The following is a 14576-nucleotide window of genomic DNA, read 5'->3' as shown; positions in this document are numbered from 1 at the left end:
TTAAAAATCCTTCGCCGCTTGTGTCGCTTTTTGAATTGCTTGCTCTTTAATTTCAGCAGCACGATCAGGGAATGCATTTTGACCTTCTACAAAAATACCATTAAAATCTGTAATACCGAAGAAACTCATAATGACACCAATATATCTGTGCCCCATCTCCATACCAGCTGCAGGACCTTCTGAATACACCCCACCACTAGCTTGAATATGTAATGCTTTTTTACCCCCTAATAATCCTTGAGGACCGTTTTCTGTATACTTAAAAGTTTTTCCAGCAACACATACTGCATCAATATAACTTTTCATAACTGGTGGAAAAGAAAAATTCCACATTGGCGTTACAAAAACATATTTATCTGCCTCAACGAATTGTGTTACAATTTCATTTAATCTGCCAACCTTTGATTGTTCTCCTGTGGATAATGTATCAAATCCTCCACCAGATTGAAGTTTCCCCCAACCAGAAAACACTTCAGCATCGATATTTGGAATTTGTTCATTATAAAGATCGATATGTACTACTTGATCATCAGGATGAGATGCTTTATAGCTGTCGATAAATGCACTTCCAACTGCCATACTATATGATGTAGTTTTATCATGTGGATGTGCTGTGATATACAAAACTGTTGCCATATAAATTTCCACCTTCCAAATTTTTTAGGTTATCATAAGCAAATTAAAAACACTATACTATCTTTTGCAAAAATAAAAATTCGATACTTCATTGATGAAAAAAAACCTTATCTCATTTAACTAAGAGATAAGGTTTTAGTTTCTTACATATTATTTCTTAAAAATACCAAATGGCTTACCAACTGGTAAAAACTCTCTACCAAAATGAACATTTAATACTGCTGCAGCTGAACCATAAAATGACATAATTGCTATACCTAATTCACTATAAGCAGCAAATGTATGTGTTGCATGTTCCATAATTCCTAAAGTGCTTAATGAAAGTCCGATAAATAAACAATCAATCAGTACAAAAATAATAAATAATACTTTATGAGTTTCCATTGCACCAATCGTCATAAAGATAGAGAAAATTAAATAACCAATAAATGCAAAACCTAATTGTTTAACATCAGCTGCTTTCGCTAATGTTTCACCAAAGCATCCTAATTGAATTAACCAAGTAGTGCCTACTGCAAGCCAGAAAAATGCATAGCCACCAAATGCAGTAGCGCCAAATGTATTTTTATGTTTAAAATCCTGAATACTTGCAAATAATTGTGCAATCGCACCTAAAAATATCGCCCATGGTAATACTAAAGAAACACCATCGGTAATTCCTAGCTTTTGTGTTGAAGCTACTAACGTAACCATTGCTAATCCAAATAAACCAATTGCTGATGGATCAGCTGTTGTTATTTTAACTTGCTGAATATTATCTTTCATTAATGTAAATCCTCCTAAATTTTTAAACAGACTAAACTATACTACTATAAAATTTGTGATATTAATATAACTTTTTTTCATAACAGAACGAATCAATAAAAAAAGCACTTTCTTTTAAAAAAAGAAAGCGCTTTGCTTTTTTATTTCTTATGTCTTGTGGCATATCCACATCTTTTACATAAATCTTCAACTGCACATCTTCTAGAAAATCCATCGTAAATCGCTCTTGCACGTTCAGAATTTAAAATATCCTCTAAAGACGTTTCATAAATATTACCTAATGGGATTTTCCCTTCACTATCTAGGCAACAAGGTACTACAGTTCCGTCAACTAATACGCCAATTTGATCCCTTAATCCGTAACAGAAAACATTTTCATCAATAATATCATTACCCATATCTGGCCACTGGAATTTTTCAGCCATATTTAAATACACATTATTACGTAATTTAATATTATGCGTTTCCTGTAATCTTTCACTTAAAGAAAAATCTAAGTTTAATTTCTCTTCTAATAAATTTAAGATATCGATATTTAATGTATTACTTGCCTTCAATTCTTCGCTATCCATATTCCATAATCTAATCGCACAAATCATATCACTTTTTTCATTTGCTTCATTAATGAAATTTGTAATATTTTCTACATAATCATGCAAATCCTTTGTTAAATCATTTGCCTCAAAGCTATGAAGTGAAAAATTGATTTGTCTTAATCCTTTAGATTCAATTAATAAATCTTTTACTTTATTAATTAACGTACCATTTGTCGTTAAATTAACTTTCAGACCATTCTCATGGCTAATATCTAAAAATCGTCCTAGCTGCTTATTTAAAAATGGCTCACCCATCAAATGAAAATAAATATAATCTGTATATGGTTTTACTGAATTAACAACATGTGTAAATGCTTTTTCATCCAAAAACTTTAAAGGGCGTTCTAACGTTGGGCTTGGACAAAAATTACATTTTAAATTACAAATATTCGTAATCTCTATATAAACCTTCTTAAATTTTCTCATTGAGCTCTCCTACTATTTGTTGATTATTTTATCTATATTCACGAATATCTTACTATCGTATAAAAATATCATACATTCTATCATACTACATTCTAATAAATATTGATAATTCAACATACTGTACAATTTTTGCCAACCGAACAGAAAAAAATAGCCCCTTAGTTTCCAGCTAAGGGTTAGTAATTTTGAACGCAACAAGTTATGATAGTTTTCGATTAAAAAAGGAAAATATACCCATTTAGAATTTTCCATTTAGAAGTATAATCTTCCTAGTGACAAAATGTTACAATTTTCTTAATTTTTTATGTATAGTAGGAGGATTTTATGAAAAAGTTAGTTTCAATTGTTTGTGCAAGTTTGATATCTCTTAGTATCTTGCCCATTCAAAGTAATGCAGTTGTACAAAAAAAATCACCAGCGAAAGATGTATTAAATCTTGCTCTTTCATCAGAAGTATATTTGGATTCTACAATCGCAACAGATGATGCTTCATTTGATGTACTTGATGATGTGATGGAAGGATTATTCTTTTTGGATAGTAAAAACGAAGTAAAACCAGGTTTGGTTGCTAATTATAAAGTAAGTTCGGATTTAAAAACATATACATTTTCACTTAGAAAATCTAGATGGTCAGATGGTGCTCAAGTTACAGCTCATGATTTTGTGTATGCATGGCGTAAAGTAGTTAACCCTAGAACAGCAGCAGCATATAGTTTCCTAATGAGTTCGATAAAAAATGGAGACGATATTATTAATGGAATATTACCAGTTGATAAATTAGGCGTAAAAGCGATTGATAACCAAACACTTCAAGTTCAACTAGAAAATCCTACACCTTACTTTCTTTCATTACTTGCATTCCCAACTTTTTATCCACAAAAAGAGAGTTTCTCTAAAAAACATTCAGACGACTATGGGGTAACAGCAACAAAAACATTATTTAATGGTCCATTTATTGTAAAAACTTGGAACTATAACAAATCAATTAAGCTAGTTAAAAACTCATATTATTGGGATCAAAAAGCAGTAAAGATAAAAGAAGTAAACTTATCAATTATCCCAAATGAAAATACAATGTACTCTATGTATTCAAAAGGTAAGTTAGATCGAATTATACTGGGCAGTACACTTTACTCAACAGCTAAAAATAGAAAAGACTTAAAGCAACAATTGGAACAAACTAGTTTTTACTTAAAAACGAATTTAAAAAATAAAGCATTAAACAATCTTGATATACGAAAAGCAATTGCATTAACGCTAGATAAATCCAAATTATCAGAAGGGACATTTAATTCTGCATTAAATACAATAGTTCCTAAAGGCTTAAGTTATAATAAAGGGATTGATTTTTCTAGTATTAACCAATCAATTTTATTAAAAGACTCCCAAAAAGCAAAAGAATATTGGCAAAAAGGGAAATCACAACTAAATTCAGATACAATTAAATTAAACTTACTTGTAAGCGACACTTCACTAAGTATTTTATATGGAAAACGTATTAAACAGCAATTAGAGTCGAATTTAGAGAACTTAGTCATCAATGTAAAAGCTGTACCGTTTTCTCAACTTTTAGATAAAGATTATATGAAAGACTATGATTTAATTACCTTTGGCTGGGGGCCAGACTATGTAGATAGTTCTACGTTTTTAAACTTGTTTACATCCAATAGTGGATTTAATTCAACTGGCTATTCTAATTCAACCTATGATAATTACATTGATCTAGCAAATAAAGAAACAGATTTGGATGTTCGTTGGACATACTTCTTAAATGCTGAAAAACAATTATTAGATGATACTGTCATTATCCCACTTTACCAAAGAAGCATTGGTGTTCTCCAAAGCTCAAAGCTTAAAGGTATCTATACAGTTCCATTTATGAATACGACTACATTGAAATGGGCTGTAAAAAGCTAAATATTTGGCTAATGAGTTAGAAAAGCTCCCTTTAGTTAATAAGGGAGCTTTTTTATATTAAGTAGTGGACAATTTTTTGAATGCTTACTTAATCTTCTACAAACCTTGCGTGATACCAATGATCTAAAATCTTCTTTAACTTAAACTTGCCTTTCCTGTATTCGTTATTGACATATTTAGGTTTATTCCTATCTTTTCTGTATACCAATGAATATAGTCCATTTTCGGTTTCAAATTCTACTTGGTTTTTATGTACTTTAATTAGTGATAAATATCCGCCATCCCCTTCTTGAAAAGCTTCTGCTACCACTGTCTCAAGAGATTTCCGCTCTTTTTCGCTCATCACAATCACACTATCATCTCTTGTCATATCAATTAAATTTAACTTTGATATCTCAAAGACCTCATCTATATACAAAAAATATCCTTTTTTTTGATTTTTGTTGTATTCACGATAAGCCAAGTTTGCTAACGTCTGGAAATCGTCTTTATAAATATCAAAATCTCTTACTTTGTACTCCCAAAGTGAGGTGTAATACATAATAGTTCCTGGTAAGAAGTTATAAATAACTAATAATAAACTAGTTGAAAAGATTGCTATCAATAATAATTTAATTTTTTTCAACCAATTTTATTAATCCTTACTGTATAAATTGTTTTTACTAAACCTTCAATCTAACCAGGGTTCCAAAACCTACGTTTAATTCAATCCAGCCATTTTATTTCATATTTATTTCAAAGAAAAATTATACAATACTTTCTCACTATATCCTTGAAGGTACTCAACATCCAGATAATATGTACCTTTTGCTAAATTTAAGCTACCAATTTTAACAAAGGCTTCATCCCCTACTTTCGTAGTAAATGTTTTCACTACTTTCCCTTTACTGTTTAATACTTTCACTTTGAAAGCTGTATCTTCAAGGCGTTTGAAGTTGAATGCTACTGTTTTATTCTTTGCTACATTAAACTTATAAAAGTCTTTATCTGTCTTTTGGTTTAATAAGCCATGATAAACACTATTTGCACTAATTACATTAGCTTGTTTAATTGAGTTATTTGCTTCTTTTTCAAATTGTTTGTTATCGATAAATAAAGTTTCAAATATATATTGTTCATTCGAATATTTACCATTTTCTTGCATTACCGATATATAATAAGTACCTGATTTTAGAAATTTAGTAAATATTGAAGTCATTTCATAATAATCATATTCTTCTAAAACCCAATCCTCTAAAACTTCACCTTTCGCGTTTAAAAGACGGTAATTTAGTTCTGAATCATTTCCAAAAGTACCTTTTAAATTTAAATAACCATCTTTAGTTGTCGTGAAACGATATAAATCATCTGTGTCTTTTTGATCAGTGTATCCAAGATAATCTTTTCCTACTTTAATTGGAGTTGCTGTTTGAAGTGTATTATTTCGCTCAATTTCTATTTGATCATAATACATACGTAGTACATCCAATTTGTAAGGAAGAGTTTCACCAGTGCCATGATATACGAAGACTTTTACATAATAAGTACCTTTTGCTACACCTTGTCCAAATATATCTTCTTCTTCATTGCCTTGATCAGCATAGTATGTTTCATACTCTTCTCCATTTGCATCATAAAGTGTTACACCGATTTCAACATTTGGATTTTGTTGAACTGTAAAATATAATTCACCATTTCTTTTCATCTCAATGGAATAATACTTCACTTCTTCTTGATTTTTAAGCACACCCATTGTTGCCGACTCAGACATTTCCTCTAAGCTATCAAAGTTCAATGCAGTTGCATCCTTGAATACTTCAGAGCTTATTGTCTCAGCAGAAGTAAATCCAACATTCATGCTAAAACATAAACATAGTGTTACAAGTAATGCAGTTACTTTTTTAAACATTTTCTTTCCCCCTAAACATCCCAATTACTATTTTTTTATAGATTACTTAACCATTCCTTCTCCTAAAAAATGGAAAAATAATTCTTATGTATTAACGGTCTTTTTACACGATATTTCCACAAATAAAATTCGACAAAATACATTTTATTACTTTTTAAACATAAAAAATGAGTCCATATAGAGGACTCATTCACGGTACTGAACGTTATATTGAAATATTTAAATAATTGATATAAAGTCTATTTCAATAAAAATTGATATAATACGTTTTCACTTTCGCCTTCGTAATATTCAACATCTAAATAATAACTACCTTTTGCTAGTCTCAGTTCACCAAGTTTTACGATTGATTCATTACCTTTTTTAGTTGTATACGTTTTAACGACTCTACCTTTACTATTGATCACATGAATCTTAAATGCCGTCTTTTCAAGGCGATTAAAATAAACGCTTACATACTTAGTCGTAGAAGCATAAAATTTAAAAATATCTTTATCTGATTTCTCGGTTAATAACCCATGATATTGTATATTTGAACTAATTGAATTTGCTTGTTTAAGCGTGTTATTTGACTCTTTTTCAAATTTTATACTTTCAATAAACGTTGCAACAAATTCGTATTTCTCATTAGAATAAACTCTACTATCACCAGAAACGGAAATAAAATAAGTTCCTGGCTTTAACTGTTTCGTAAATATTGATGAAAACGAGTATTGATCACTTGCTTTTACAACCTTCGCTTCGATCAAGTGTCCTTTCTCATCTAAAAGTCTATAATTAAGATCTGATTTAAGTGCAGCTGTGCCTTTTATGTTAATCAAACCAATATTGTTTGTTTTAAAACGAAATAAGTCACTCGTATCTAATTGATCAGTATAGCCGAGGTAGTATTGCCCAATTTTAATCGGAGTCGCTGTTTCGATTGTGTTATTTGTTTCATACTCTACATCATCACCATAAAAACGCATCACATGTAATTGGTAAGGTAATTCTGTACCTGTTCCCTCATACACAAAAACCTTAATATAGTAATTTCCTTTTACTAGTCCCTGACCAAATAATTCCTCTATTTTAACACCTTTATCCGCATAGTACGTTTCATATTCCTTACCACTTGCATCGTATAAGGTAACACCGATTTCAACTGAAGGATTTTGTTGCATGCTAAAATACAATTCTCCATTTTTTTGCATATTGATTGAATAGTATTTTGCATCTCCTTGTTGGTTTAAAACACCCGATGTATATGACTCTGACAATTCATCTGAACTGTCAAAACTTAGAGGAATAGCGTTTAGAAATGTATCTGTATAGATTGATTCAGCTTTCGTCCAGCCAGAATTTACGCTGAAAAAAATAAAAAGTGCAATGATTAATGCGATTATTTTTTTTAACACTTTTATTCCCCCTAAGTTTTACTTACTTTTTAAAAATTTGGATTTAATCTTGAAATTTTTGGATAAAACTTATTTAAAAATAATAACGGTTAAAAATAGATAATATTAATGATTTTTCAACAAAAATCTTTCGACAAACACATGATTTATCTAATGTTTTTGTGGAAAAGTTTTACAATGGTCATATTTAATTCAAATAAAATATGTTGACAGGTATTTGCAAACTGTAATATTATTTGTTCATCGCAAAACAAAAACTAGTTTGATTTTTTAACTGCAGCAGTTGATAAAAATTTTATAATATAAACCATTTAAAGCAATGATGAGAAATAGTAAAAATATTAAGTTCTTAAACAGAGAGTTCCCGGTTGGTGCGAGGGGCATAAGACAATATTTCGAACACATCTCTGAGCTGAGCACCGAACCCTTTTTAGGTAGTAGACTGTTTCCGGAATCCTTTGCACCCGTTATCGTGCTAGAGTGTACGCATTCAAATGCTGTACTCGAAGAGGTTGGTATCGTGAGGTATCAATAAATAGAGGTGGAACCACGTGAGTAATACTCCCGTCCTCTAGCTATACTATATAGCTAGAGGACGGGAGTTTTTTGTTTATATAAAATAAATATTATTTTAAGGAGAGAGAAAAATGAAGAACAAATATATAACAGCAATTATTTTGCTTATGATATCAATTTTAATCGTTTCAGGTTGTGGTAAAGAAAAAAGAAATGCAAATGAAGTAGTCCTTGGTTTAGACGATACTTTTGTACCAATGGGTTTTAAAGATGATCAAGGTAAATTTGTAGGTTTTGATATTGATTTAGCAAAAGAAGTATTCAAACGTGAAAATATGAAAGTTACATTCCAACCAATTGATTGGTCAATGAAAGAAACTGAATTAATCTCTGGTAATATCGATACAATTTGGAATGGTTATTCAATTACTGACGAACGCAAGAAAAAAGTTAACTTCTCAAAAGCTTACTTAAGTAATCGACAAGTCATTATCACACTAGCAAATTCAAGTATTCAATCTAAATCAGATTTAAAAAATCAAATTGTCGGGATTCAAGAAGGTTCAAGTTCTTTAGAAGCTGTTAATAAAGAGAAAGACTTAGTAGATTCATTCAAAGATGGCAAACCTGTATTATACGAAAACAATAATCAAGCATTAATGGACTTAGAAGCAAAACGAGTTGATGCTGTTGTTGCAGATGAAACATTAGCACGTTACTACATGAATAAACGAGGCGAAAGTAAATACAAAATTTTAGAAGATAATTTTGGTGAAGAAGATTACGGAATTGGTGTTAGAAAAGACGATAAAGAATTACTAAATAAAATTAATAAACAAATTGATGCAATGAAAAAAGATGGTACGTATGACAAAATTTATCAAAAATGGTTTGGCACATTGAAATAAAGGAGCATTCGCAATGGAAACAATCATATCCTTAATTCCTTCAATGCTGGATGGACTTACAGTAACGCTAGAAATATTTATGATTACTCTAGCGTTATCCATTCCACTTGGAATTGTAATCGCACTTGGCAGATTATCAAAAAATAAAGCACTTAGAACATTTATACAATCATATATCCTTGTAATGAGAGGAACACCTCTACTTTTACAATTAATTTTCATATTTTTTGGCTTACCTTTAATCGGCATAGTCTTTGATCGTTTTACTACGGTTATCATAGCTTTTACACTAAACTATGCTGCATATTTTGGTGAAATATTTAGAGCTGGCATTCAATCAATTGATAAAGGCCAATATGAAGCTGCAGAAGTTTTAGGACTTAGCAAATCTCAAGCTTTCAAAAGAATTATCTTACCGCAAATGACAAAAAAAGTATTACCACCAGTATCGAATGAAGTCATCACACTCATTAAAGATTCTGCTCTTGTCTATGTTGTTGGGCTTGATGATATGCTACGTGTCGCAAAAATCGCATCAAATACAAGTGCTTCATTAATACCTTTACTATTTGTCTCTATTTTATATCTACTTTTAACCGCTATTTTAACGAATATCTTTAAGCGATTAGAAAATCGATTTTCGTATTATGAATAAGGAGGGACTTTCATGTTAAAAGTAAATTCATTAACAAAACGATTTGGAAAACAAACTGTTTTAAAAGAAGTCTCTTTTGAAGTAAATAAAGGTGAAATTGTCACTTTACTAGGTCAATCCGGAGCAGGTAAAACAACAATCCTACGCTGCGTTAATGGCCTAGAAAACTTTGATAGTGGAACAATTCAACTTAATGGACAAATCATTCAATCACAAAAAGATTTATTAAAAGTTCGAAAAGATGTTGGCCTTGTTTTTCAAAACTTTAATTTGTTTCCACATAAAACAGTACTTGAAAACATTATTGAAGCCCCAATACTAGTATTAGGCTTGAATAATGAAGAGGCTAAACGTCGAGCGCTTACTTTATTAGAGCAAGTCGGTTTAAGTCAAAAAGCAGATGCGTATCCTTTTGAATTATCCGGTGGTCAACAGCAACGTGTTGCCATAGCAAGAGCATGTGCACTTCAGCCAAAAATACTTTGTTTCGATGAACCGACTTCCGCTCTCGATCCAGAATTAACAAATGGAGTAGCTTCTATTATGAAAAACCTTGCAGCAGAAGGAATGAGCATACTAGTAATTACTCACGATATGGAATTCGCTAAAAATGTCTCTACACGCACTTTAATCGTTAAAGAAGGAAACATCATTTCAGAAGACTGTTGACAAACGTTCGCGCCTCGAAAGACAAATGTTTTCAATCAGACTGAATCTCTTAGTTTTTGTACTTTGTTTACAAAAATGAAATCCTCCAATTGGAGGATTTTTTTAATGAAATAATTTACTAATAAACGAGAGTATCATGATAAATGCTACGATAAAACATAAGATGACAAGCCGCTTTTCCTGTTTGTTAGAAGAGTGCAATTCCATCTCCCCTTTTTATTTTTTCCCTTGAACATACTCTGCATCAAATAAAAATAGTTTAAATAAAAATAATAGCGAAGGAACTAGTAAGAGTAATCCTAATACAAATACAATAACTAACATCGTACCAGATGTTTCATTTGTATAGCCATTATAGATTGTAATATACGGGTCTAAAATATATGGCAGATGTGCAGCCCCGTACCCAAAAAATGCAAAAAAGAATTGTAGCATGACAAATATAAAAGCTACTCCATAATAGCGTTTTAACAATATTAACAATGAAGCAACCAAGAAACATATTAATGATAATAAAAACATCCACCAATAACGGTCAATAATATTTTGGTAAAAGTGTAGATTGTTATCTCTTAAACCAACAAACACTAAGAAACTTGATAAAATAGTTGGAACTGTCCAAAACAGTGCATATTGTCTAACGATTGCTAATGCACCTTCATCTTTCGCTTTACTTGCATAATACGTTAAAAATGTAGCGCTTATGTATAGTACTGAAATGATTGCAATGATGACGACACTCCAGGAATAAATACTTGATAATAGTTTTTCTGCCAGAAATTCTACTTCACCGTTTTTTTCAACGATATAGCCACCACCAGAAATTGTGAGAACCGTACATAAAGATGCAGGGATTAATAATCCAGTTGCTCCGTAAAGAAAAAGATATATTTTATTTTCCTTTGAACCATAATTCGAAAACGCATAAAACGATCCACGAATTGCTAATAGCACTAAAGAAATACTTCCAGGGATTAATAAAGCCGTTCCATAGTAATACGCTACACTAGGAAAAAAGCCGATGATACCGACAAAGAAAAAAACAAAAAACACATTCGTTATTTCCCAAACAGGAGATAAATAACGACTAATAATATTACTAATTAGATGGTCTTTCTTCGTAACTTTTCCATAGTATGCGAAAAAACCCGCTCCAAAATCAATAGAAGCTACAATAATATATCCATAAAGAAAAGTCCATAACACAATAATTCCTAATAATTCAGTATTCATAGTTCACCCTCCTTTTTACATCATTTTTTGTTACGATATGCTAACTCTTCTTCAGGTGGATTATGAATAAACATTTTTCGGATGACAATTGTACAAAATATGCCAAGGAATAAATACAAAGCGAAAAATAACCAAAACATACTGCCTAATCCTTTTGCAGTAGTCGCCCCTTCCGCTACTTTCATATATCCTCTTAATATCCACGGTTGACGACCAATTTCAGCAATCATCCACCCTAATTCAATATTGATCATCGCTAAAGGCCCCGTAAGAGCTAATCCGGTTAATAACAATTTATTATGCATCCAATTTTTTTTCTTAATTGAAAAAGCAACAAATAAAAAGGTCATAGAAATAATCAATCCAACAAATGTCATTTTAATATCAAATAAATAGTGAATATATAAAGGTGGTATTTCATCCTCTGGGAACTCATTTAGACCTGTAACTGGCGCGTTAAAATCAGAAAAAGATAGAAAGCTTAATAATTTCGGTATGCGAATCTCATATTTTACTTCATGTGTTTCATCATCTAACGTTCCAAATAAAACAAAGTCTGCTCCCTTTTCAGTTTCAAAATGCCATTCTATTGCAGCTAGTTTTTCAGGTTGATAATGAGCAAGAAATTTTGCGGAGATATCTCCAGTTACACCAGTCAACACTGCAAAAATTAATCCCATTGTTGCTGTTAATCGAAGACCTTTCTTCGTGTAATCGGTAATTTTTCCTCTTAGCATTTGGATTGCAGCAATTGACGTTAAAATCAATGCCGAAGCTACATATGCTGTAACAATTACATGAAGTGTTTTAGACGGAGCTGCAGGATTAAACATTGCAGCAATCGGATCTACAGTTTTAATGACACCGTTTTGTAATGTAAATCCTTGAGGTGTATTCATAAACGCATTAACAGTTGTGATAAAAAATGCAGATAATGTTGAACCTAATATGACAGGTATAATAATGAGCCAGTGATAGATTGGTTTTTTAAATCTGTCCCAAGTATATAAGTAAATACCAAGAAAAATCGCTTCAAAAAAGAAGGCAAATGTCTCCATAAACAATGGGAAACTGATGGCTTGGCCCGCAATTCGCATAAAGCTTGGCCACAATAAAGATAGTTGTAGACCAATACACGTCCCTGTTACAACACCTACTGCAACTGTAATGGTATAACCTCTTGCCCACCTTCTTGCCATAAGCGTATAATGTGGATCTTTTTTTAATATGCCAAGACCTTCAGCAATTGCAATCATTAAGGGTATTCCTACACCAATCGTCGCGAAAATAATATGAAAAATTAACGTCATGCTCGTTAGTAATCTACTGAGCGTTACATTATCCAACTCCATCTGAAATCCCCCCTACAATTTCCTATCATATTGTCTATGAAAGAAAATTATTCTAATCAAAAAGTTATGTTTCACCTACTAATTTGTAGTAATGATTACGAAAATACATTTGTTGGTATCTATAAAAGTATGGACTTATTACATTAAAGGTATACGACAAAAAATGACAAAACGAAGTCTTTCATAATTAGGTTTCCATTAGAAAAAAAAGCTAATCTGTAAAGATTAGCTTTCACTTTAAATAACGTATTCAATGAAACTATGAGTTATGTTACTAAACGAGTAATGCTCTTTTTCTTCCATGATAAACGGTAGTATAAATATTGTAAGCCAAGACCTACGATAAAGGCTGCCGGATAACCAATCCAAATACCTTTCATCCCTAAATTTGTAAAATGGGACAGTAGATATGCAACGGGTACTTCAATTAACCAAATTGAAATGATACTAATAATAGTTGGCCACAGAACTGTTCCACTAGAACGCATTGTTGAAGTGATGATAAATGTATGTCCGAGTATTAAATAACTCCATAAGGTGATCATTAACAAGCTATTTGCAATAGATAATGTTGTTTGACTTGTTAAAAAAAGCTGAAGAATTGGTTTTGTGAATAAATACATTAATAAGATAATTACTCCACCAAGTATATAATTAAGAATCAAACCTACTTTAACAACTTGACTTAATCTATCATATTGCTTCGCACCAATCGATTGGGCAGCAAAAATTGATACAGTAATGCTGATACAGAGCAACGGCATTTGTACATAACTCAGTAGTTGATTTACTACTCCATATGAAGCAGTTGCATCAGACCCATATTTATTTACGAAAGTAATAACTGCTATTTCAGACAGTGATAGAAAGATCATATTAATACTTGTCGGAATTCCGAGTTTACATAATAGTTTTAGGATTCCACTATCTATACGCAGATATCTACTTGATTTAAAGTCTATTTGAATTAAATGTTGTTTTTTCTGTAAATACACTAGTAGTGCTAAAAAAGTTATGACTGTTGAAACAAGACTTGCATACGCCGCACCATATATGCCAAACTTCGGAATTCCTAACCACCCAAATACAAATGGCGGTAATAATACTACATTTAATATTGTACTAAGGACTAGGAAGTAGAATGGTGTTTTCGAATCACCCGTCCCACGCATGAGAGTCGTGTATACCGTATATAAAAACATAATTGGAATTGACCAAAATAATATTCTGGCGTATTTAACACTAACCTCTAATATATCCCCAGGAGTACCCATACCTTTTAAGATATCCTCTGTAAAAAAGCTCCCTATGATTGCAAGAACAAGACCTAGTATAAAAGTAAAAGTTAACGTTGTACCAACAATTGACTTTAATCTTTCAGTCATTTTTGCGCCATATGCTTGCCCTATTAATATCGAACTACCAGATCCAATCCCAATCGCAAAAGATATTAATAGAAAAAATAATGGAAAGAATGCCGATATTGCTGCTAATGCACTCTCCCCTAGCCAATGCCCCACAACGATCATGCTAAATACTTGGCCAATAGACTGTAAAATATTACTGAATAATAATGGTATAAGAAATATGACCATTGGACGTAATAATGTGAGTTTTT

13 protein-coding genes and 1 other annotated feature are annotated in these 14576 nt (G+C 31.4%); of the genes, 4 read left to right on the top strand and 9 right to left on the bottom strand.

Annotated elements, in window-relative coordinates:
* The 3 genes from CAB05_RS16805 to CAB05_RS16795 form a co-directional block, all read right to left on the bottom strand.
* The gene (locus CAB05_RS16805; protein ID WP_088001946.1) at positions 1–636 is read right to left on the bottom strand and encodes an FMN-dependent NADH-azoreductase; all 636 of its coding nucleotides are present in this window, start codon (positions 634–636) and stop codon (positions 1–3) included.
* Positions 637–786: 150 nt separating this feature from the next.
* Positions 787–1401 carry an acetate uptake transporter gene (locus tag CAB05_RS16800; protein WP_088001944.1) on the bottom strand — a complete coding sequence of 205 codons (615 nt, stop codon included), beginning with the start codon at positions 1399–1401 and terminating at the stop codon, positions 787–789.
* Positions 1402–1541: 140 nt separating this feature from the next.
* Entirely contained in the window at positions 1542–2423 is an 882-nt protein-coding gene (locus tag CAB05_RS16795) for a radical SAM/SPASM domain-containing protein (RefSeq protein WP_088001941.1), read from the bottom strand.
* A gap of 324 nt (positions 2424–2747) precedes the next feature.
* On the opposite strand from CAB05_RS16795, the gene CAB05_RS16790 reads away from it, so the two are divergent.
* A complete protein-coding gene (locus CAB05_RS16790) occupies positions 2748–4340 on the top strand; it encodes a peptide ABC transporter substrate-binding protein (protein WP_088001939.1) in 1593 nt (530 codons plus the stop codon).
* Between the two features lie 88 nt (positions 4341–4428).
* Here the strand turns inward: CAB05_RS16790 and CAB05_RS16785 are convergent, their stop codons facing one another.
* The 3 genes from CAB05_RS16785 to CAB05_RS16775 all read right to left on the bottom strand — a co-directional run bounded on the left by CAB05_RS16785 (position 4429) and on the right by CAB05_RS16775 (position 7625).
* Positions 4429–4965 carry a hypothetical protein gene (locus CAB05_RS16785; protein ID WP_088001937.1) on the bottom strand — a complete coding sequence of 179 codons (537 nt, stop codon included), beginning with the start codon at positions 4963–4965 and terminating at the stop codon, positions 4429–4431.
* 105 nt (positions 4966–5070) lie between these two features.
* The gene (locus CAB05_RS16780; protein ID WP_088001935.1) at positions 5071–6228 is read right to left on the bottom strand and encodes a hypothetical protein; all 1158 of its coding nucleotides are present in this window, start codon (positions 6226–6228) and stop codon (positions 5071–5073) included.
* 239 nt (positions 6229–6467) lie between these two features.
* Positions 6468–7625: a hypothetical protein gene (locus CAB05_RS16775; protein ID WP_088001933.1), complete on the bottom strand. Its 1158-nt coding sequence runs from the start codon at positions 7623–7625 to the stop codon at positions 6468–6470.
* A gap of 310 nt (positions 7626–7935) precedes the next feature.
* Positions 7936–8200: a binding site (T-box leader), on the top strand.
* 72 nt (positions 8201–8272) lie between these two features.
* Between CAB05_RS16775 and CAB05_RS16770 the strand changes: the two genes are divergently transcribed.
* The 3 genes from CAB05_RS16770 to CAB05_RS16760 are packed head-to-tail and all read left to right on the top strand — an operon-like array spanning position 8273 to position 10373.
* Complete coding sequence (locus tag CAB05_RS16770) at positions 8273–9049, top strand: amino acid ABC transporter substrate-binding protein (protein ID WP_088001931.1); 777 nt, start codon at positions 8273–8275, stop codon at positions 9047–9049.
* Between the two features lie 13 nt (positions 9050–9062).
* Positions 9063–9704 (top strand): amino acid ABC transporter permease, encoded by a 642-nt coding sequence (locus tag CAB05_RS16765; protein ID WP_088001929.1) that lies wholly within the window; start codon positions 9063–9065, stop codon positions 9702–9704.
* A gap of 12 nt (positions 9705–9716) precedes the next feature.
* Entirely contained in the window at positions 9717–10373 is a 657-nt protein-coding gene (locus CAB05_RS16760; protein WP_088001926.1) for an amino acid ABC transporter ATP-binding protein, read from the top strand.
* A gap of 216 nt (positions 10374–10589) precedes the next feature.
* On the opposite strand, the gene CAB05_RS16755 is transcribed toward CAB05_RS16760, so the two are convergent.
* The 3 genes from CAB05_RS16755 to CAB05_RS16745 all read right to left on the bottom strand — a co-directional run bounded on the left by CAB05_RS16755 (position 10590) and on the right by CAB05_RS16745 (position 14553).
* Positions 10590–11606 (bottom strand): cytochrome d ubiquinol oxidase subunit II, encoded by a 1017-nt coding sequence (locus tag CAB05_RS16755; protein WP_088001924.1) that lies wholly within the window; start codon positions 11604–11606, stop codon positions 10590–10592.
* A gap of 20 nt (positions 11607–11626) precedes the next feature.
* Positions 11627–12958: a cytochrome ubiquinol oxidase subunit I gene (locus CAB05_RS16750; protein ID WP_088001922.1), complete on the bottom strand. Its 1332-nt coding sequence runs from the start codon at positions 12956–12958 to the stop codon at positions 11627–11629.
* Positions 12959–13224: 266 nt separating this feature from the next.
* Positions 13225–14553 carry an MATE family efflux transporter gene (locus CAB05_RS16745; protein WP_088002401.1) on the bottom strand — a complete coding sequence of 443 codons (1329 nt, stop codon included), beginning with the start codon at positions 14551–14553 and terminating at the stop codon, positions 13225–13227.
* Positions 14554–14576 lie beyond the last annotated feature (23 nt).

The sequence above is a fragment of the Gottfriedia solisilvae genome, assembly GCF_002128405.1.
Classification (GTDB): Bacteria; Bacillota; Bacilli; order Bacillales; family Bacillaceae_G; genus Gottfriedia; species Gottfriedia solisilvae.
The sequence above is the reverse complement of the archived record's forward strand: the minus strand, read 5'-3'. Positions and strand labels throughout refer to the sequence as shown.

Bases quoted from the DNA above. Each gene is read 5' to 3' on its own strand.
- CAB05_RS16805 (WP_088001946.1), bottom strand. From the start codon at position 636: ATGGCAACAGTTTTGTATATCACAGCACATCCACATGATAAAACTACA.
- CAB05_RS16795 (WP_088001941.1), bottom strand. From the start codon at position 2,423: ATGAGAAAATTTAAGAAGGTTTATATAGAGATTACGAATATTTGTAAT.
- CAB05_RS16765 (WP_088001929.1), top strand. From the start codon at position 9,063: ATGGAAACAATCATATCCTTAATTCCTTCAATGCTGGATGGACTTACA.
- CAB05_RS16790 (WP_088001939.1), top strand. From the start codon at position 2,748: ATGAAAAAGTTAGTTTCAATTGTTTGTGCAAGTTTGATATCTCTTAGT.
- CAB05_RS16770 (WP_088001931.1), top strand. From the start codon at position 8,273: ATGAAGAACAAATATATAACAGCAATTATTTTGCTTATGATATCAATT.
- CAB05_RS16780 (WP_088001935.1), bottom strand. From the start codon at position 6,228: ATGTTTAAAAAAGTAACTGCATTACTTGTAACACTATGTTTATGTTTT.
- CAB05_RS16745 (WP_088002401.1), bottom strand. From the start codon at position 14,553: ATGGTCATATTTCTTATACCATTATTATTCAGTAATATTTTACAGTCT.
- CAB05_RS16760 (WP_088001926.1), top strand. From the start codon at position 9,717: ATGTTAAAAGTAAATTCATTAACAAAACGATTTGGAAAACAAACTGTT.
- CAB05_RS16750 (WP_088001922.1), bottom strand. From the start codon at position 12,958: ATGGAGTTGGATAATGTAACGCTCAGTAGATTACTAACGAGCATGACG.
- CAB05_RS16800 (WP_088001944.1), bottom strand. From the start codon at position 1,401: ATGAAAGATAATATTCAGCAAGTTAAAATAACAACAGCTGATCCATCA.
- CAB05_RS16755 (WP_088001924.1), bottom strand. From the start codon at position 11,606: ATGAATACTGAATTATTAGGAATTATTGTGTTATGGACTTTTCTTTAT.